Genomic DNA, 18,385 nt, shown 5'->3' on the forward strand with positions numbered 1-18,385 from the left:
CTATACCAAGGTCAGAGTTAGTCTTCGACCGGTTTAGGTTCCAGCCAGTACGCGGCTGGCCGCGTACTGGCTGGCGAACTCGCTTGGCGTCCTGTCCGCGAGAGATGCGTGAGGACGACTCTCATTATATTCTCGCCTCCAGGCTTCGATCAGGTGCTTTGCCTCCTTCAGGTTCATGAACCAGTGCGTGTTCAGGCACTCGGCGCGGAAGGTTCCGTTGAAGCTTTCCACGAAGGCGTTGTCGGTCGGCTTGCCCGGACGGGAGAAGTCGATCTTCGTTCCATTCTGGTAAGCCCACAGGTCCATCGCATGACTGGTGAACTCGCTGCCGTTGTCGCAAAACAACACCTTCGGAACACCGCGTTCGAGCTTTAGCTTATTCAGCGTGCGCACCACACCGTCTCCCTTCAAGCTCTGGCCCACCTCGATCACCACCGACTCTCTCGTGTAGACATCGACGATGGTCAGCGACCGGAAGCGCGTTCCGTCCTGCAGCTGGTCCGAGACGAAGTCCATGCTCCATGCCTCATCCGGTGCGGTGGGTTTGACCTTTTCTTCGCGCAGACGAGCGGCCTTGCGCTTGCCTGCCGGCTTCATACGCTTCAGCATCAGGCCTTCTTCCTTGCACAACCGGTACACCAGATACTTGCCTACATCCCAGCCTTCGCGATTCAACAGAACGCGGATCTTGCGGTATCCGTAGCGCACTCGTGCTTGAGCGATCTCACGGATACGCATCCGCAGTTCAGTTCGTGGATCGAGGCAGCTCCGGTAGCGATACGTTCCGCGTGTCACACACAGAACACGGCAGGCATGCCGCTCACTCGCGCCATAGCTGCTCATCAGCCGATCGACCATCGGTCCACGACGCGAAGGCTTCACCATTTTTTTGAGAGCACATCCTGCAAGATCGTCTTGTCCAGCGTCAGCTCCGCCACCAACTGCTTCAGGCGCATGTTCTCTTCTTGCAACTGCGCCATCTTCCGAACCTCGTCCACCTCCAGGCCCGCGTACTTCGCCTTCCACCGGTAGAACGTCTGTTCGCTGATCCCAGCCTTCCGGATCACCTCCGCCACAGGAACACCCACCTGCGCCTGCTTCAACACGCCAACGATCTGCTCCACAGAAAAACGCTTCTTCTTCATCCAATACCTCCCTTATCCAGGTCAGATTTGGTCGAAGACTAACATCTCAACTGGTACAGAAATACCGAGGCCGATCAATCTGCCACGAACTCAAGGGCTGTCGAAGAAATAGGATACGAGGGTCCCGGGTGCCCGGACACCGTGGAGCGCTCTACAGTCGGAATGGAAGAGCATCCGGGACTCTTCCGAAGAGGATCAGATGCTCTGCGGGTTAGTGTCGTCAACAATCGGTCACCCAGGTCTCTTGCCTACATGGAAGTTGACTTCAATCCAATGGTGCCGATACAGATCAACGCGGTAAAGAGCACACGCATTGGCGAAACGATCTTTCGTACGACACCATGCCCTCTAACGCTACGCCAATCGGGTCGATGCCCACCAAAATCGGTAGGTGATTCCAACCGACAACGTCTTCGGCGCCTGAGATCGAAGAAAGATTCATAACAGTGCTCGATACAGCGACAATGTGCTGCGCCATGACCGTATCCAAGAGGAGTTTTCAATATTGCACGGACAAGCTCCAATGATCCTGCAATAACGAGTAATGCCATGCCATATCATTCTTCCTCCACAACTGATGGGACGCTGTATTTAGTTCCTTCCTAGAAGAACGAGAACCCTCGCGACCGTCGAACTTCTCCGACGGACTTTGTGATGAAGTCCAGCATCGTAGGTTGCGCAGTCTCCGGCACCCAAAGCCAATAGTTGATCGGCGACGGCAACCTCTATCTTTCCCTGGAGCACGAACAAAAATTCCTGGCCGACATGATCTGGCACATCGTGCTCCAAGAACTCCCGACCGGGAGACACGATATATGCTGCGAGAGGTCTCATCGCTGACCCGGCGAGCAGAGCTTCTATGAGATAGGTCTCACTGTCTCCACTGACGGCTCGTTCGGTCTTCCGAACCACGATTACATCATCCTCATTGGTTTTCTCTCCAAAGAGTTGGGCCATCCCGACCTTTAGGGAACGCGCAATGGCCTCCAACGTGGCGAGAGACGGCGCTTTCTCTCCTCGTTCGATACGGGATAGATGTCCCTTATGGACGCCAACCGAAGCGGCAAGCGCTTCGACCGTCAAACCTTTTTTCTTCCTAAGAGCACGAATACGAGCTGGCACCGACATCATTCCAGTATGGCTCATCTTGCCTCTCAGGACAACGAAACGCTAACTGGACAACTTGTTGTCTCAAGCGCTATTGTTGGAACTTCGCAGCCTCCCAAACGGAGGGCGATGCTGCAGGAGGTCTAATGTCCAGCCATGCCTATCCCGCCGATCTGAAAAGCGTCAAAAACGAAGTTACGTATCCCGCCGCAAATGACGGTCAAACCGCCGAGTGGCTTGAGGCTCTGGATCAAGTCATCGATGCAGACGGCCCCCAGGAAGCCTCGCAGCTCTTGCTGGCGCTCTTGAATCGAGCCGCGCAGGCTGGTGTAGCCACACCGCTCCAACACAATACGCCGTATATCAATACCATCCCTCCTGATCAGCAGGTGGCCTTTCCTGGGGACAGGGTACTTGAACAGCGTATCGAAAGCCTCATTCGATCTAACGCTCTAGCGATGGTCGCTCGCGCAAATAAATACGACGAAAACATTGGCGGACATATGTCTTCGTTCGCCTCGCTCGCCACGCTCCTTGAGGTTGGATTCAACCATTTCTTTCGCGGGTCCATTGGAGATCTGGCGGGCGACCTGATTTATTTTCAGGGCCATTCCTCCCCAGGAATCTATGCCCGCGCTTACCTCGAAGGCCGCCTCACCCAACAGCATCTATTCAACTTTCGGCACGAACTCCGCGAGCAACCCGGCCTTTCGTCATATCCTCATCCGTGGCTTATGCCGGAGTTTTGGCAATTTCCTACTGTTTCGATGGGACTCGGCCCCATCAATGCTATCTATCAGGCTCGATTCATCAAATACCTGGAAAATCGCGGGATGGTGCCCGTCTCAGACCGTAAGGTATGGGCGTTTCTCGGCGATGGAGAACAGGATGAACCGGAGTCGCGTGGTGCCCTCACCGTTGCGACCCGCGAAGGACTGGACAATCTGATCTTTGTCATCAACTGCAATCTCCAGCGCCTTGACGGTCCAGTTCGTGGGAACGGCAGGATCATTCAGGAACTCGAAGCCAACTTCCTCGGCGCAGGTTGGAATGTCATCAAGTGCCTCTGGGGAAGCAATTGGGATGACCTGTTGGCACGCGATACTAGCGGTCTACTGCTCCGCCGCATGTCCGAATGCGTCGATGGAGAATATCAGGCGTTCAAGGCACTCGGAGGTGCTTACCTTCGGGAACACTTTTTCGGCAAATATCCTGAGCTGCTGAAATCGGTCGAGGGCATGTCGGACGACGATCTAGCGACCCTCAGCCGGGGCGGGCATGATCCGGTGAAAATCTATAACGCCTACAAACGAGCAACGGAACACCAAGGCGCTCCAACCGTCATTCTGGCGAAGACGATCAAAGGCTATGGCCTGGGCGATGCCGCCGAAGGTAGAAACTTCGCACACAACACCAAGAAGCTCAAAGATGAGCAACTCGCTTATATCGTCAAACGCTTTGAAATGGACGTACCTGAAGAAAAGATCGACCATCTTGAGCTACATCATCCTGGTCCTGAGAGCGATGAAATCAAGTACCTCAAGCAGCGGCGGGAGGAGCTTGGCGGTTATCTGCCGTCCCGCAATTCACACAAGGAACTCGCTTTTGCCGCGCCAGCCTTAGACATCTTCAAAGACGTGCTTGAGGGGACGAAGGGGCGTGCTGCCTCGACCACGTCCGGTTTCAACGCCGTACTGAATGCATTGCTGAAGCAAAAGGAACTTGCGAAATACATCGTTCCGATTATTCCCGATGAAGGCCGGACCTTCGGCATGGAGGCATTGTTTCGGCAGATCGGGATTTACGCTTCCCACGGTCAGCTTTATACGCCTGTGGACAGCAATCAATTTCTCTACTATCGGGAATCCCAGGATGGGCAGCTCATCGAAGAAGGCATCACGGAGGCGGGCTCGATGGCGACCTTTACGGCGGCTGGCACCGCATACGCCAACTTCGGCATGCCTATGATTCCATTCTTTGTTTATTACTCGATGTTCGGCTTCCAGAGAGTGGGTGATCTTGCATGGGCATTTGCAGATGCCAGGGGGAAAGGCTTTATGGTCGGCGGGACCGCTGGGCGTACGACGCTACTCGGCGAGGGCCTTCAGCATGAGGACGGTCACAGCCATGTCCTTGCCAGCACCATTCCGACTTGCGCTGCCTACGATCCTGCCTACGCGTATGAGATCGCCGTCATCATCCAGGATGGCCTTCGCCGTATGTATGAGGCGAAGGAAGATTTATTTTATTACCTCACGGTTTACAACGAAAATTATGTGCAACCTCCGATGCCAAACGACGTCGAGCCGGGCATACTCAAGGGCTTGTACCGATTCAAATCCGCTGAAACAGCGGAGGCTATCGTTCACCTGTTCGGCTCTGGACCCATCCTTAATGAAGCCGTGAGAGCGCAGCACATACTGAAAGCGAAATACAGCATCGATGCGGATGTATGGAGTGCCACCAGTTACAGTGAACTTCGCCGCGATGCGCTTGCTTGTGAGCGTTGGAATCGCCTGCATCCGGCGGGTCCATCGAGAACGCCGTACCTGCTTCAAGTTCTCGAGGGGCATGATGGCCCGATTGTGGCGGCCAGCGACTACATGAAGATTATGGTTGATGGGCTCGCACCCTGGCTTCCTGGTCGCATTACCGCTCTCGGCACGGATGGATTCGGGCGGAGCGAAAACCGGGAGTACCTTCGCCGTCACTTCGAGGTGGATGCTGAGAGTATTACCGTCGCGGCCATTAGTTCTCTCGCCAGAATACAAAAAGTGCCTCTTGAGATGGTCGCGGACGCTATGGCCGATCTTGGTGTTGATCCGAATAAACCTGATGCTGCTCGCGCGTAAGGATGATTTTGTATAGCTAGACGTGGGTTTATCGCAAAGAAGGAGAGTACATGAAAATATTCCGATCCCGCGTTTGGTTCAATGCGGAGACTTCAATACACCGCGAAAGCAACTATAGGCGGCGATCACCGCTTGTTCGCAAGTGGCTGCGCAAGTATGGACTCAATGCGTCAGACGTGATGAAGCAGGAGACCGCCGGCCGCCTCACGAAGCAGGATGTTGAGGCGTACATGGCTCAGTTAGGGGAAGCTACGCTTCTGAAAGCGAGAACGAAGCAGCCGTAATACTTCAGACATGCCTAACCATAGACCTGCAAAATGACCTTGCGCGTCCGGCGTGTTGAAGGATGCGACGTGCTGGCGATGCTTAGCCGTGGTGCCGGCTTGCCAGTTTGAGATGGGAGTGGTGAAGTCGTCCATCCGGGATGTTCGAAAGTATATGCAGGAGACCGCTAGGTGAAGTGTGTGCGGGGCTGTCAAAGGTCACTCTTGTAGCGGGCTGAGATCGCGGTCCCAAGGCTTCTGGAATTTCGCTTGTCAGATGGGATACTCGTCGATCACCTTTCGTACTTTCTGTAATGCCTCCTTCAAACCATCGATGGGAAGCGAGCTCAATCCAACACGCAATGCATGCGGGACATGCTTCGTAGTGGCATACGCCTGTGCCGTAGAGACAGCTATATTCCGCTCAGCCAAGGCAGCGGTGACGCGATCCATGCGAAGTTCGGGCGGAAGTTTCAGCCAGGCAAAAAGCGAGATCGGATTGGCGACCAAATCTAACCCGGAGAACGCTTGACGCGCTAGAGCCTGACGAATCTTAGCCTCTTGGCGTCCACGTCGTTCCAATCTGTCCACGGTTCCATCGGCAATCCAGCGTGTCGCCATGGACGTTATCAGGCTGGGCATGCTCCAGAAATTGGCTCGCACTTGGGCCTTTATGGCACTGATGAATGGCTTGGGCACCACCATAAACCCAAAACGCAGCCCGGTTGCGACACTCTTGGAGAGACTCGATACATAGATGGTGCGCTCAGGCGCCATGGAGACGAGTGCGGGTGGCGCCTTATGTGCCAAAAAGGAATATGTCGCATCTTCAATGAGCAGACAGTCGTGCCGTCGAGCGATGTTGACCAAACGGTCGCGTTGCTCATTATCGAGCACCCAACCCAACGGATTCTGCACCGTCGGCATGCTGTATATGGCACGTAGATTGCGGTTGCGACAAGCCCGTTCCAGAACATCGAGGTCCGGGCCAGAGCCACATGCAGCCACTGGAATCAACTCTATCCCGTCAGACGCAGCGATCATCTTGAAGCCTGGATAGGTCAACGCGTCTACTGCCACACGATCTCCGGTGTGCAATTTCGCTCTAACCGCGACGTCGAGCCCATGCTGGGCTCCATTGACAAGGAAGACTTGCTCATTCTCGACAACGATACCGCGCGCAGCGAGGTAACGACAGACGATATCCCGTTCATGTCTGCGACCGCCCGAGGGCTGTTGATGCATGAGAGCGGCAACGTCTCCTGACGACGCCATCGAGCGCAGCGTCGACCTCATCAATTGGGCTTGGCCATCAACATTGGGATGGTTGAAGGAAAGATCCGCTGCCTGACGGTTGAGCCGGGCCTCATCGCCCGAATCCCACTCCCTCTGAAGCGGACGCTCCCGCACAAATGAGCCGCGACCTGTCTCCCCCACGATTAATCCCGTGACCTTGAGCTCTGCGTAGACTCGGCTTGCGGTAGCCAGTGCAATCTTATGAGTGGCCGCAAATTTGCGATGCGTCGGCAGTAATGTGCCGGGAGCAAGCTGTCCGCTGCGAATTCTTTCAGCAAGCGCATCAGCCAGAGAGGAAGTCCGCGAAGCCGTCATTGAATGTACCTAGGACAATAGTTGGATTGTCCTAGCATAGCCTAATATGATTTGGCTTGAAACGGTACCGTTTCGCTGCGGGTTTGCAAGATGAAAGCAGGACAGTCGCCACTATGACCGGTACGAACCACCCTTTACCTGTACTCGAATACCTGACACGCCAAGTGGACGGACGATTGTCCCCTGAAGATGCCACCCACATGCTTTACCCCACTGCCATCTCCCGCTTGTTAGCGTTTCGGATAGTCGAAGTGGCGGAGGCTATGGCGGTTGTCGAGCTAGACGCCGATGCAACGATTCATGGAAACCAGCAAGGAACTGTGCATGGGGGGCTTCTGTGTGAGTTGGCGGACGCGGCCATCGGCACAGCGCATTCCACCCTGATGGATACTGGCGAGACATTCACTACCATCGATTTGAAAGCAGCATTCCTCCGGCCCGTGTGGCAATCTCGCTTGCGCGCTCACGCGCGAGCTACGCACAAAGGACGAACCATCAGCCACTACCTATGCGAAATTGAGCGAGAAGACGGCAAGGTAGTGGCCAGCATTTCGAGCGCGGTAATGACCTTGCGCGGCGAACGAGCGGAGGGACGATGAATGTGGTCACTCCTGTGGAACCTGCACGACTCTGCCCGAACAACCTAGCAAAAGGGGTTCTCAATGAGACGGTCCAACAGCTTAACCCAGTTAGCAAAGGCTGAAGCCTTTCGTTCTCTCCACGACGGAAAGGGCGCGTTCGTGATCCCAAATCCCTGGGACTTAGGGACGGCACGGCTCCTTGAGCATCTTGGATTCAAGGCTCTTGCCAGCACGAGTCTCGGCCTGGCCTGTAGCCACGGCTTGCGGGATAACTCCGTTCCGATTGATATTGTGTTCGAACACCTGACGGAGATGGCGGAGGGCACGAACTTACCCATAACCGCAGATCTAGGAAACGGATTTGGGGACTCGCCGCACGCGGTAGGCCGGGCCATTCTGCTTGCAGCAGAGACCGGAGTTGTGGGCGGATCGATTGAAGACAGCACGGGGCGGGGCGACGAGCCTGTCTATCCCATCGATCTCGCGTCTGAACGCATCCGAGCAGCGGCAGCGGCGGCGGGAAGCTTATCATTCCCATTTACGCTCACGGCCCGTGCTGAGAACTACGTGGTTGGCCGAACGAATCTCGCTGACACCATCGCACGGCTTCAGGCGTATCAGGAGGCGGGTGCGGATGTGCTTTACGCGCCTGGGCTCCGCGACGCTAAGGAAGTCGCGGAGGTTGTACGCTCCTTGGATCGACCGGTCAATGTGCTGCTCGGATCTGAGGGGGTTTCTCTCTCCGTGAAGGATCTGGACTTACTCGGCGTAAAGAGAATCAGCGTGGGAGGTTCTCTGGCGAAGGCAGCCATAGGTGAGTTTCTCCGGGCTGCTACCGAACTTCGCGACCAAGGCACCACAACGTATCAATTGCGGGCGGCAACTAGCGAACAGATTAGGGAGTTCTTTGGGTGAGAAGAACTCTTGCGAGAAACGATTCCGGGAAGACCAGTTGTTTTTTGATCCGACACCCGAAGGGGAGTGCCAATCTGGTGCGCTCCACAACCACTTGGTTCAAGTCGAGGCACAACAGTAGGGCATTCGAAGATTCGAGCGCAATGCTAGTTCACTGAAGAGTGCACTGTTACTCGGAGGTAAGTAAAACCGCTCGATGGCGGATGAGGCTATCGATCGGTCGCGCATTCCCTGACTGTCTCGAGAGGGTCACATTGTGAGGGACAAGAATGACAACCGGGGATCATTTCGATTAGTTCACGCTCACATCTGCCCTGCTTGTGGCCGCGCATCGCGGCGCGAAGAACCGGATGGGACACCGGATGCTGCCGGTGTTTTTCATTGTTCGCAATGTGGACATGAAGGTCCCCTAAACGAAGGGGTGATTGAAGAGACAGACGAGCGTCTCCGCCGCTAGACAGCTTACTCTCGCCCTTGCTGGTTCGGCCACTGACCGAGAACGGCTTCGAGATCATCGCCGGAGCACGGCGTTACCGCGCCGCGCAGATGGCCGAAGTCCCGACCGTGCCCGTCCGCATTGTCCATCTAACCGATGCCGAAGCGGTGGAAGCTGCTCTCGTCGAGAACCTGATTCGAGCCGACGTGCATCCGATGGAAGAAGCAACCGGCTTCGCCCGGCTGCTGGCGCTGGACGAGCCGAAGTACTCCATCGAACAGTTGGCCGCGCGTACCGGAAAGAATCCCGCTTACGTCGCGTCGCGTCTCAAGTTGATTGACCTCGTTCCAATCGTGGTCGAGGCCTTCTATCGCGATGAGATTGGCGTGGGGCACGCGCTCTTGCTGGCGAAGCTGCCCGCCGACCAACAGGGACTCGCGCTCCAGGCATGTTTCAAGGAGGTCTACAACGGTGGAGACAAGCCCACCCGTATCCTACTGCCCGTCCGCAACCTGCAATTCTGGATTGATAGCAATATCCTATTGATCCTGAAAGATGCGCCGTTCAAAAAGCGGGATGCGCAGCTTGTCCCCGCTGCTGGCAGTTGTGCCGACTACCCGAAGAGGACAGGACATAACAAGCTGCTGTTTGACGATGACCTCGGAAGACAGGGTGACAGATGCACCGACCCCAATTGCTACGGTGCCAAAGTTTCAGCGCGCGTCGCGCAGACCGTCGCCGCGAAGCCGGAGTTGGTACAGATCAGCACCGCCTATGGCGCACCGAAAGATAGGAGCGCTGTATTGCCACGCAACAAGTACACGGCCATTCGGGACGATAAGCCGAAATTGAAAGACGATGCAAAGCGGCCCGAGTTCAAGGTGTGCAAGTTCACCACTGAGGCCATCATCACGGAAGGCAGCGACGTTGGAACTATCCATAAGGTGTGTGCCAATCCCAAATGCCCGTCCATCATCCGGAGCAGCCAAACAGCGGCAAAGATGAGAAGTGGAAGGCCGAGCAGGACATGCAGCGCAAGGAACAGGCCATCGCCAACACGACCGGCCTCCGTGTCCTCGCTGCGGTGAGCGCTTCCGTTCCCGTTCGGTTGCTCAAGCGTGACCTGCTTTTCGTCCTTGAGAAGCTGATTAGTGTCATGGACTCGAACCGCGTCGAGATGCTGGCAAGGCAGCACGGCATCCGCCAGAAGCGGGATGATGGAGGCATTGGCAAGACCCTGACGACCTTCGTTCGCCGAGCGGATGAAGGTACGTTCTCACGTCTGCTGGTCGAGGCGAGCATCCTGCTGGCATCCTCGCGTGGCAGTCCCACCGTGATCCTCAGGAAGCTGCCACGGCCTACAAGGTGGACACCGAAGCCATTGCCCTCAGGTGAAGCAGGAGTTCGCCGCGAAGGAGAAGGCAAAGAAGGTGCCATCGCCCGCAACGAAGAGTGCTAAGAAGGTAGCCTAGTATTTCCTTTCACCGAGGGGCGGAAAGTCACCGTCCCTCGGCTTCTCGTGTGCCAAAATCGCGCGGGGAGAAACCTTACCGGTTTCTCCCCGACCCCTCATCCAGCATAGCTTCCGGCCTCCGCTCGCCGGCTGCGCGGGAATCCTTACTCATGCCCTTCTTCGAGTCCAGATGTGCCAAGCACGGCATCTCTTAGAAGGTCCTTACCAAACCGAATCGTGCCTGGAATGGCTCTACGGGGTGAAACACGTCGGTGAACGCCGGGGTTACCGTCCGAGCCGCAGAGGGATTCCGGGTCAGCACGTGAACAATAAGGGAATACTAAAGGAATAATAAGGGTTTCGGCGGGTTGTTTTCGGCTAAAATCCGCGTTGTTTTGTTGCGCTAAGTTGTTGAAAATTAGATAATTCAAGTTTTCGCAACGAGGAGGTCAGCGATTCGATCCCTGCCCGCGATTGCAGTTGGCACCTAATAGACTGCGATCACAGGGAAGCAATCTGCCAGGCATTGCGCACGCTTTCTTGCAATTGCAGTTGCCGTGCTTTAACGAAGGGAGCGTAGCTCTTTTCTGTGATCCTGACTGAGGCGTGACCTAAAAGGAGCGAAACCTGGTCAATCGGGATCCCAGCCAACAGATTTTCAACGGCGAATGTATCCCGAAACATATGGGGGTGGCACCGTTTGAGGGTGCCATCCAGCTTTTTGATCGCAGCGATCTCAAAGAGCCGACGGAACGCCCGCTGCCAGTTCGCGACGGCGCTCTTCGGCTCTCCGTTGCCGCTCCAGAAGAAATATCGCGGGTTAGGCCTTGCGCCGGGTGGAAGTTCATTGAGCGTCTTGACGACAAACGGAGGGAGAGGCACATAGACAGGGGTGCCGGTTTTGGCCTGATACAGAAATAGACTGTCCCCTTGTAGACGAGGCTTCTCCAGAGTGACCGCGTCTCGAATGCGTAGACCGCTCCAGCGCATCAACAGTGTCATGGCGCGGAGGCGCAGTCTCAGATCCTCGAGCGGGATGAACCCGCCGCGGGGATCGCCATACACATAGGTCGCATCGACGATCTTGTCGAACTCGTCCCGGGGGAAATAGTCGGTTGGTACATGAATGACCTTGATCTTGCCCATCTCAAGCGCAGGGTTCTGGGTGATATATCCACGTCGCACACAAGACCAGAAGAAACCAATGAGACGTTCCTGCTTCTTTGATTTGGCGAGCGCGCCATCCGTCCAGGTGGAGCGGAAGTTCTGAGCGGCATCAAGATCAATCTCATCGAGATATTCAAAACCTTCACCGATCGCCCACGGGAGGAACTGCTTCTTGAACGTAGTGTCGAGTTTGGAAAGGGTAGCCTTCTCCAGGCCCCGGCTCTTCGCGTCGGTCAGATATTTCTCGAGCGCGTATTGGATCGTGATTCGTTTCTTCTGGGGAGGCATTCCATAAGCGGCAAGCGGCGAAGCTTGCATGGAACGATGCGGGGAAGTCAACTGCGTCGGCGCAACCTCCGACACCGGGAGAGAAGGGGAGGGAACGGGTGGCGCTGTCGGTGACTGCTCGAGATTGCGACGGAACTCCTCGGCTTGCTCCCAGCTGCGTGTCCTTGCGCTGCGCCGGACAAACTCTCCATCGAGCGTTCCCCAAATCCACTTCGGGCACTTGCACCGCTTCCAGGATCCATCCTGTACGCGGGGGCAATCGGCGGAGTGACGCGTATAAACAGACAGCATAAACGCCTCCAGCCGGATGATCTGGCGATCACTCGGCTGAATCCATTGTACAAACGCTGTACAAAAATCTACGTCATTTCGATAAGTTGTTGATTCTAGAGTAGTTGAGTTATGGTGGAGGCGGTGGGAGTCGAACCCACGTCCGAAAAAACTTCCAACAGAGAGCCTTCATGCTTTTCCCGAGTTCATCTTTGTCTCGTCATCGACGCTTAGAACGGGCGAAGACGCGGCGACGACCAGCCTGATCGATCTCGTCATTGCCGTACAGACGGAACAGCGTTGACCAGCCTACTGTGCGACGATCGGTACAAGCCCGTAGGCGAAGCCTGAGCGATCGGCTACTTAATTAATTAAGCAGCAAGCGCGAATTGAGGTTCGGCACTTATAGTTTTGTGAGCGATTACGGGTGTCCACACCCCGGCATGCCTCTCTGCCACAAGCAATCCCGTCGAAGCCGTGACGCCCCCATCTGGAGCTGGCCCAACATTGCGTTGGAGCGCTACAAAGAACTATTTCCAGTATACCTCGTATAACCTCCCATGCATCCCCTTCGAACCCTCGTCGCCTGCGCGCTCCTGTCCGTTGCGGCTTCAGCACAAAGCACTCCACCCGCATACGAACTCGTCTCCACCGTAAAGCCCAGCCACTCCTCCGACACCCGCCTCCGCATCAGCATGGCCGTCGACTCCATCACCATCCGCGACGCCACCGTCAGGGACCTCCTCTCCAACACCTACGGCCTCCGCGCCACGCTCATCTTCAATCTGCCCAAATGGGCCGAGTCCGACCGCTTCGACATCCGCGCCAAAGTCCTCTCCGACGACGCCAACTACCTCCAGCACATGACCCGCGCCCAGCGCCGCGCCATCTACCTGCAACTCCTCGCCGACCGCTTCGGTGTCCAGGCCCACACCGAGAGCCGCACCCTCCCCGTCTACGAACTGGTCAGAACCGGCCCAGGCCCACATCTCATCGAAAACCCGCCGCCCCCACCATCCGACAAGCCCGAGCCCATCAAACCCGGCCACAACGGCCGCGGCAGCACCTCCGTCATCGGCACCACGCTGGACGCAACCGGTGTCCGTATCGGCGACCTGTGCGCCAACCTCGGCCGCATCCTCGACCGCACCATCATCGACAAAACCGGCCTCGCCAGCTTCTACGACATCGCCCTCGCCTGGAAAGATCCCGCTGCAACCGAAGACGCCACCCAGGAGTCCGGCCCATCCCTCTTCACCGCTGTACAAGAGCAGCTAGGCTTAAAACTCAACCCATCGAAAGGCCCGGTAGAAGTCCTCATAGTAGACAAAGCCTCCCAACCAAAGGAAGACTAACCGCGCCACCAACCCGGGTGCCCCACATCTCGCTTCTGAGATGTGGGCTTGAACCGCCACATAACCCTCAAGCCAAAGCCAGAACCACCGCCCCCGCCGCAATCAGCACGCCCCCCACCGCCTTCATCCACGTCAGCCTCTCACCCAGAAACGCCGCCGCAAACAGGATCACCAGCACCACGCTCAGCTTGTCCACCGGAGCCACCCGGCTCGCCTCCCCCATCTGCAGAGCCCGAAAATAGCAAAGCCATGAAAGGCCCGTACACACCCCTGAAAGCACGAGGAACACCCAACTCCGGCGTCCAATCAAGCCCAGCCCGCCATGCTTCCCCAATCCAATCGCAATGGCCCATGTAAACACCACAATCACACTCGTTCGCACCGCCGTCGCCAGGTTGGAGTCGACACCCTCCACCCCAACCTTCGCCAGAACCGCCGTACCCGCTGCGAACACCGCCGACAAAACCGCCCAGAGCACCCAAGTCATGCCAACAGCATAGCCCCTTCGCTTGACGCCACCCCCGCCGCCCGGTAAACCTCAACCATGCGCCCCCGCACCCTTCTCCTCGCCGTCCTTCTTCTGCCCGCCCTCCTCCGTGCTCAAACAGACCCCAAAACCGTACCCATGGAAGGCTCCACGACCGATCCCGCCGCTCACGCCCGCATCGGCCTCAAGCCCCCCGCCAATCCAAAACTCCCCACACTCTTCCTCGTCGGCGACTCCACCGTACGCAACGGCAAGGCCGACGGTGCCGGCGGCCAGTGGGGTTGGGGAGAGCCCCTCGCTGACCTCTTCGACCTCACCAAAATCAACGTGGACAACCGCGCCATCGGCGGCCGCTCCTCCCGCTCCTACATCATGGAAGGCCAGTGGCAGGAGACCCTCGCCCTCGTCAAACCCGGCGACATTATTCTCTTCCAGTGGGGCCATAACGACGACGGCCCACTCGATGATCCCGCACGCGCACGCGGCACCATCAAAGGCATCGGCGACGAAACAAAGGACATCTACAATCCCATCCTCAAGATCAATGAGACCGTCCACTCCTACGGCTGGTACCTCCGCAAGTATGTCGTCGATACCATCAATGCAGGAGCTACTCCCATCCTCTGCTCACCCATCCCGCGCAAGACCTGGAAGAACGGCAAGGTCGTCCGCAACGCCGACTCCTACGGTGGCTGGGCGAAGGCCATCGCCACCGAGCAGCACATCGCCTTCATCGACCTCAACGAGATCATTGCGCGCCAGTACGACGCCCTCGGCGAAGCCGCCGTCGAGCCCATGTTCGCCGACCCCCATACCCACACCAGCCGTGCTGGGGCCGAGCTCAACGCCGCCGCTGTGGTTGCCGGCCTCAAAGCCCTCAACCCTGACCCAGCCGCACCCTTCTTCTCCGGAAAGGCCAAAGACATTCAGCCGTTCAAACCCTGACGTCAGCGACAGGTCCGGGACAACACAACCTTACTCCGCGTCGATGGGCTGCCATAGCTCCACGCGATTGTCTTCCGGATCGGTGAACCAGCCAAACTTCCCAAAATCGTAGCTCGTGCGTTGCGGGTCGACCGTGACGCCCGCTGCGATCAGCCTGTCCAGCACGCCATCCAGGTCATCCACCTGCAGGTTGATCATCGCCTTCTGTGCCGTAGGAAAGTACGCATCGCCCTGGCCGAAGAAGGAGAAGATGATCGGCGCGCGCTGCCCCGCTGCGGGAAACGCAAAGTATCCATCGGTCAGCACGAGACCGAGATGCTGCTCGTACCACGCATACAGCGCCTTCGGATCCTTCGCCCTGACAAACGCACCACCAAAGCCAGTAACTGAAGCCATGAAGCCTCCTCGAAAAACGACGTAGCCGGATCTGTCTCCGGCGACACAGAGCGAGTGTACATCGGAGCAAATCGTTTTCGTATGAATCGGTGAACCGGGCCACGCACTCGCCCGTATCATCCTCTACAAGGAGTCCTACGCTCATGTTCCGCATGGTTCAGCGCCCTATCGGTTTGCTCGCGACCTCGCTCGTCTTCCTGTCGGGCCCGTTCCTGCACGCGCAGGCTCCCATCCTGGACGAACCCGGCTACAAGCCCACGCTCACCTTCGATGTGGCCACGATCCGCCTTGCTCCGCCGCCCGGCCCCAACTTCCACGTCTCCGTCTCCAGTCCGGCACACTCCAGCCGCTTCGAAGCCACGAACCTTCCGATGAAGACCCTTCTCCAGATCGCCTACGGCTTCGACGCTCCGATCGCCGGCGCTCCGGACTGGGTCGCGAATACCTTCTACGACATCCAGGCCCGTTCCGACGAAGCCGCTGACGCCCGACTCGCCAAGCTCCCCGAAAACGAGGTCCGTCTCGAGAAGCGGAACGCCATCCGCGTCCTCCTGGCTGAGCGTATGGACCTCAAGACGCATCTCGAAACCCGCAACAGCGCGATTTACAACCTGGTCATCTTCAAAGGCGGTGTCAAGATGCAGCCGGTGCCCACGCCCCCTCCGCCAGCCGATGGAGAGCCGTCGCCACCCCCTCCGCCCTCCAACGTCCAGACGCATGGATCGCAGCATGGCCTCGAGTTCGTCGGAACGAGCGCCCCCCTGCGTGCCATCACCGCAGCCCTCAGCGCGATGGTCGAAGCACCCGTCGTGGACAAGACCGGCCTCACCGGCACCTACAACTACACCCTCCAGTTCGGCCGCGAGTGGTCCGCACGCGATCCGGAGAGCTGGCCTTCCATCTTCACCGCGGTGCAGGAGCAGCTCGGCCTCAAGCTCGAAGCAGTTCATGAGGACGTGCCCAACCTCATCGTCGACACCATCACCAAGCCGACCGAAAACTAGCCCGCCAACCCATCACTTCTTGGAGCTTTCCTCCACAGCGGGAAGGGAACTGAGGTAGCGCACCAGCACAGGCAGATCCTCCGGAGCAATCCTCTTCTCATACGACTGCATCGGGTTTGTGTCGACCACCGTCAACGAACGCAGCTCCGGCTTGGAGTAACTGACAGTCGTTCCCGACGTGTCGATCACGCGCACGGTGTGCTCGTCTTCGCTCACCATACGACCCATCGTCGTCTTGCCATCGACCGTGGTGATCGTCGCCAGCCTGTTCTCCCGAGCAAGCGTCGGATGCGGATGCACGATCGCCTCCCGGATCTGAACCGCCGTGCGTCGCGCTCCCACCCCATTCAACTCCGGCCCGATATAGCCACCCTGCTTTTCAATGCGATGGCAGATCACGCAGCCATTGTCGGCAATCAGCCCATTCACCGTATTCAGCTCTGCGGAACTCAGCGCATCGTGTCCAGCGGCTGGCGTCGCAGCAGCCTGTCCAGACCCATCCTTGGCATAGTGCGCCACCAGATACACCACGACCTTGTTCAGATCCTCCGGTGTTCCGTCCGCACCGCGAGACGCCATCTCAAAGACGCTCTTCTTCCACTCCTCCGGAGTCTTCTTCGCGGCAGTCACCATATCCGCGCGGTGGCACGCCGTGCAGTTGTGGACGAACTCCGCCTTGCCGGTCCCATCCGGCAGAGCCTGCCCATAGGCTGCCGTCGAAAGCCCAAGCCCGCACAGCAAAGCGCACATCCCGCCCCACACTCCGTTCAATCTCCGGTCCATATCGTCATCGCTCTTCTTGGTTGTAAAGAGTGGAAGATCGCGGTCCACCGTTCATCGGCAACGGTGGACCGCAACGCCTGGAGACGCCCTTTACTGCGGCGTCAGATGATACAGAGCACCCGGCTTGGCATCCTCGATCATCCACAGCGAGCCATCCGGCGCAACCTCGATATCCCGGATCCTGTGCCCGACATCCCAACGCTCCACCGCCTTTGCGCCGCCCTTGCCATCGAACGTGAGGCGAACGAGCGCCTTCGCGGCCAGCCCGCTCACAAGAGCCGAGCCGTTCCACTGCGGAAACTGCGTCCCCTTGTAGAACATCAGGTTGCCCGGAGCGACCACCGGGACCCAATAGAGCACAGGCTTCGCCAGGTCGGGCCGTGTATCCGGACTCGGAATCGCCACCCCGTTATAGTTCTTGCCATACGAGACCAGCGGCCATCCATAGTTCTTGCCCGGCTCGATCAGGTTCAGCTCATCGCCGCCGCGCGGACCATGCTCCAGCTCCCACAACCGGCCATCCGGCGCGAACGCCAGTCCATACGGCGTGCGAATGCCCGAAGCCCACGTCTCCGCCGGAGTCAGATTCGGCCCGGGAAACGTGTACGTTCTCACCGTGGGAGCCGTCTTCGCCTCTTCCGTATCCGCGGGCGGGTCGATCACCGTCACCGTCTGCGTCCCTGTCTTGCCTGCCATCGGATTCCCCGGAGCCGGCTTGCCATCCAGCGTCAGGTGCAGAATCTTGCCCAGTGGCTGGTTCGGGTCCTGCGCCGGCGTCATGCGCTGACGATCGCCCGAAGTCAGAAACAGCGACTTGCCATCCGGAGCAAACGCAACCACGCCGCCGAACTGACCGCCCTCGCCCCGCTCGCCATCGCGCCAGATCACCTGCAGCCCCTCCAGGCTCGCCGTATCCGTGCCGATCTTCAACTGTGCCCGCGCCAGCGCCAGGCTCGAACCACCTGGCTCACCCGGCTCGGAGTACGTCAGGTACACGAAGTGGTCCTTTGCATAGTGCGGCGACAGATAAACACCCAGCATCCCGCCCTGGCCGCGCCATAGAACGGCTGGCGTGCCCGTAATCGGGGTCTTCGCTCCCTGCGGGGTCACAAGCTGCAAACCGCCTACCTTCTCGGTAATCAGCATCCGGCCATCGGGCAGAAAAGCAATCTTCCACGGCAGGCTCAACGTCGTGACCTGCTCCATCTTGAAGGGCAGGCTGGCCTCGGGCTTCTGTTCCCCTACGTTCACCTGTGCCCATGCTCCGCTCGCGGACATGGCTAGGCAAAGCCCCGCGATCGCTATGTGCTTCATCTCGTTCTCCCTC

At 58.0% G+C, this 18,385-nt stretch carries 17 protein-coding genes and 1 other RNA gene; 8 read left to right on the top strand and 10 right to left on the bottom strand.

Going from position 1 to position 18,385, the window contains the following annotated elements; translation table 11 throughout:
- Positions 1 to 33 precede the first annotated feature (33 nt).
- Both BM400_RS11915 and BM400_RS11920 read right to left on the bottom strand, forming a co-directional pair.
- Positions 34 to 1,145 (bottom strand): IS3 family transposase gene (locus BM400_RS11915; RefSeq protein ID WP_425432391.1). Its coding sequence is split into 2 segments (ribosomal slippage): positions 34 to 899 and positions 899 to 1,145, totalling 1,113 coding nucleotides; the frame shifts between segments, so codons are not numbered across the junction.
- 591 nt (positions 1,146 to 1,736) lie between these two features.
- Positions 1,737 to 2,291, bottom strand: a complete 555-nt coding sequence (locus BM400_RS11920; RefSeq protein WP_089839366.1) for a helix-turn-helix domain-containing protein — start codon at positions 2,289 to 2,291, stop codon at positions 1,737 to 1,739.
- 107 nt (positions 2,292 to 2,398) lie between these two features.
- Here BM400_RS11920 and aceE point away from each other — a divergent pair, with 107 nt between their 5' ends.
- A complete protein-coding gene (gene aceE / locus BM400_RS11925; protein ID WP_089839367.1) occupies positions 2,399 to 5,104 on the top strand; it encodes a pyruvate dehydrogenase (acetyl-transferring), homodimeric type in 2,706 nt (901 codons plus the stop codon).
- A gap of 239 nt (positions 5,105 to 5,343) precedes the next feature.
- Here the strand turns inward: aceE and BM400_RS22065 are convergent, their stop codons facing one another.
- Positions 5,344 to 5,523: a hypothetical protein gene (locus tag BM400_RS22065; protein ID WP_175529003.1), complete on the bottom strand. Its 180-nt coding sequence runs from the start codon at positions 5,521 to 5,523 to the stop codon at positions 5,344 to 5,346.
- A 117-nt stretch (positions 5,524 to 5,640) separates the two neighbouring features.
- Positions 5,641 to 6,978, bottom strand: a complete 1,338-nt coding sequence (locus tag BM400_RS11935) for an aminotransferase-like domain-containing protein (RefSeq protein ID WP_089839369.1) — start codon at positions 6,976 to 6,978, stop codon at positions 5,641 to 5,643.
- 113 nt (positions 6,979 to 7,091) lie between these two features.
- Here BM400_RS11935 and BM400_RS11940 point away from each other — a divergent pair, with 113 nt between their 5' ends.
- The 4 genes from BM400_RS11940 to BM400_RS22545 all read left to right on the top strand — a co-directional run bounded on the left by BM400_RS11940 (position 7,092) and on the right by BM400_RS22545 (position 10,369).
- A complete protein-coding gene (locus BM400_RS11940; RefSeq protein WP_089839370.1) occupies positions 7,092 to 7,577 on the top strand; it encodes a PaaI family thioesterase in 486 nt (161 codons plus the stop codon).
- A 63-nt stretch (positions 7,578 to 7,640) separates the two neighbouring features.
- Positions 7,641 to 8,474: an isocitrate lyase/PEP mutase family protein gene (locus BM400_RS11945; protein ID WP_089839371.1), complete on the top strand. Its 834-nt coding sequence runs from the start codon at positions 7,641 to 7,643 to the stop codon at positions 8,472 to 8,474.
- Between the two features lie 474 nt (positions 8,475 to 8,948).
- The gene (locus BM400_RS11950) at positions 8,949 to 9,998 is read left to right on the top strand and encodes a ParB/RepB/Spo0J family partition protein (protein ID WP_245781839.1); all 1,050 of its coding nucleotides are present in this window, start codon (positions 8,949 to 8,951) and stop codon (positions 9,996 to 9,998) included.
- The gene (locus tag BM400_RS22545) at positions 9,938 to 10,369 is read left to right on the top strand and encodes a hypothetical protein (RefSeq protein ID WP_245781840.1); all 432 of its coding nucleotides are present in this window, start codon (positions 9,938 to 9,940) and stop codon (positions 10,367 to 10,369) included. Before BM400_RS11950 ends, BM400_RS22545 begins: the two co-directional genes overlap by 61 nt.
- 495 nt (positions 10,370 to 10,864) lie before the next feature.
- On the opposite strand, the gene BM400_RS11955 is transcribed toward BM400_RS22545, so the two are convergent.
- Both BM400_RS11955 and ssrA read right to left on the bottom strand, forming a co-directional pair.
- Positions 10,865 to 11,848 (bottom strand): tyrosine-type recombinase/integrase, encoded by a 984-nt coding sequence (locus tag BM400_RS11955; RefSeq protein ID WP_175529004.1) that lies wholly within the window; start codon positions 11,846 to 11,848, stop codon positions 10,865 to 10,867.
- Between the two features lie 373 nt (positions 11,849 to 12,221).
- Positions 12,222 to 12,576: a transfer-messenger RNA gene (gene ssrA, locus BM400_RS11960) on the bottom strand.
- Positions 12,577 to 12,648: 72 nt separating this feature from the next.
- On the opposite strand from ssrA, the gene BM400_RS11965 reads away from it, so the two are divergent.
- Positions 12,649 to 13,443 (top strand): TIGR03435 family protein, encoded by a 795-nt coding sequence (locus BM400_RS11965; RefSeq protein WP_089839373.1) that lies wholly within the window; start codon positions 12,649 to 12,651, stop codon positions 13,441 to 13,443.
- Positions 13,444 to 13,510: 67 nt separating this feature from the next.
- On the opposite strand, the gene BM400_RS11970 is transcribed toward BM400_RS11965, so the two are convergent.
- Entirely contained in the window at positions 13,511 to 13,930 is a 420-nt protein-coding gene (locus BM400_RS11970) for an EamA family transporter (RefSeq protein WP_089839374.1), read from the bottom strand.
- Between the two features lie 57 nt (positions 13,931 to 13,987).
- Between BM400_RS11970 and BM400_RS11975 the strand changes: the two genes are divergently transcribed.
- Complete coding sequence (locus BM400_RS11975) at positions 13,988 to 14,875, top strand: rhamnogalacturonan acetylesterase (protein WP_245781841.1); 888 nt, start codon at positions 13,988 to 13,990, stop codon at positions 14,873 to 14,875.
- A gap of 30 nt (positions 14,876 to 14,905) precedes the next feature.
- On the opposite strand, the gene BM400_RS11980 is transcribed toward BM400_RS11975, so the two are convergent.
- On the bottom strand, positions 14,906 to 15,271 hold the full coding sequence (locus tag BM400_RS11980) for a VOC family protein (RefSeq protein WP_089839376.1): 366 nt from the start codon (positions 15,269 to 15,271) through the stop codon (positions 14,906 to 14,908).
- Positions 15,272 to 15,414: 143 nt separating this feature from the next.
- On the opposite strand from BM400_RS11980, the gene BM400_RS11985 reads away from it, so the two are divergent.
- A complete protein-coding gene (locus BM400_RS11985; RefSeq protein ID WP_089839377.1) occupies positions 15,415 to 16,275 on the top strand; it encodes a TIGR03435 family protein in 861 nt (286 codons plus the stop codon).
- A gap of 12 nt (positions 16,276 to 16,287) precedes the next feature.
- Here the strand turns inward: BM400_RS11985 and BM400_RS11990 are convergent, their stop codons facing one another.
- Both BM400_RS11990 and BM400_RS11995 read right to left on the bottom strand, forming a co-directional pair.
- Entirely contained in the window at positions 16,288 to 17,058 is a 771-nt protein-coding gene (locus BM400_RS11990; RefSeq protein ID WP_141223907.1) for a c-type cytochrome, read from the bottom strand.
- A gap of 90 nt (positions 17,059 to 17,148) precedes the next feature.
- Positions 17,149 to 18,372: a PQQ-dependent sugar dehydrogenase gene (locus BM400_RS11995; protein WP_089839379.1), complete on the bottom strand. Its 1,224-nt coding sequence runs from the start codon at positions 18,370 to 18,372 to the stop codon at positions 17,149 to 17,151.
- Between the last annotated feature and the right edge of the window lie 13 nt (positions 18,373 to 18,385).

Origin of the sequence: Granulicella pectinivorans (assembly GCF_900114625.1) — a bacterium.
GTDB lineage: Bacteria > Acidobacteriota > Terriglobia > Terriglobales > Acidobacteriaceae > Edaphobacter > Edaphobacter pectinivorans.

Coding starts and splice junctions, on each gene's coding strand:
- BM400_RS11920 (WP_089839366.1), bottom strand. CDS start 2,291: ATGAGCCATACTGGAATGATGTCGGTGCCAGCTCGTATTCGTGCTCTT.
- aceE (WP_089839367.1), top strand. CDS start 2,399: ATGTCCAGCCATGCCTATCCCGCCGATCTGAAAAGCGTCAAAAACGAA.
- BM400_RS22065 (WP_175529003.1), bottom strand. CDS start 5,523: ATGGACGACTTCACCACTCCCATCTCAAACTGGCAAGCCGGCACCACG.
- BM400_RS11935 (WP_089839369.1), bottom strand. CDS start 6,978: ATGACGGCTTCGCGGACTTCCTCTCTGGCTGATGCGCTTGCTGAAAGA.
- BM400_RS11940 (WP_089839370.1), top strand. CDS start 7,092: ATGACCGGTACGAACCACCCTTTACCTGTACTCGAATACCTGACACGC.
- BM400_RS11945 (WP_089839371.1), top strand. CDS start 7,641: ATGAGACGGTCCAACAGCTTAACCCAGTTAGCAAAGGCTGAAGCCTTT.
- BM400_RS22545 (WP_245781840.1), top strand. CDS start 9,938: ATGCAGCGCAAGGAACAGGCCATCGCCAACACGACCGGCCTCCGTGTC.
- BM400_RS11955 (WP_175529004.1), bottom strand. CDS start 11,848: ATGCAAGCTTCGCCGCTTGCCGCTTATGGAATGCCTCCCCAGAAGAAA.
- BM400_RS11965 (WP_089839373.1), top strand. CDS start 12,649: ATGCATCCCCTTCGAACCCTCGTCGCCTGCGCGCTCCTGTCCGTTGCG.
- BM400_RS11970 (WP_089839374.1), bottom strand. CDS start 13,930: ATGACTTGGGTGCTCTGGGCGGTTTTGTCGGCGGTGTTCGCAGCGGGT.
- BM400_RS11975 (WP_245781841.1), top strand. CDS start 13,988: ATGCGCCCCCGCACCCTTCTCCTCGCCGTCCTTCTTCTGCCCGCCCTC.
- BM400_RS11980 (WP_089839376.1), bottom strand. CDS start 15,271: ATGGCTTCAGTTACTGGCTTTGGTGGTGCGTTTGTCAGGGCGAAGGAT.
- BM400_RS11985 (WP_089839377.1), top strand. CDS start 15,415: ATGTTCCGCATGGTTCAGCGCCCTATCGGTTTGCTCGCGACCTCGCTC.
- BM400_RS11990 (WP_141223907.1), bottom strand. CDS start 17,058: ATGGACCGGAGATTGAACGGAGTGTGGGGCGGGATGTGCGCTTTGCTG.
- BM400_RS11995 (WP_089839379.1), bottom strand. CDS start 18,372: ATGAAGCACATAGCGATCGCGGGGCTTTGCCTAGCCATGTCCGCGAGC.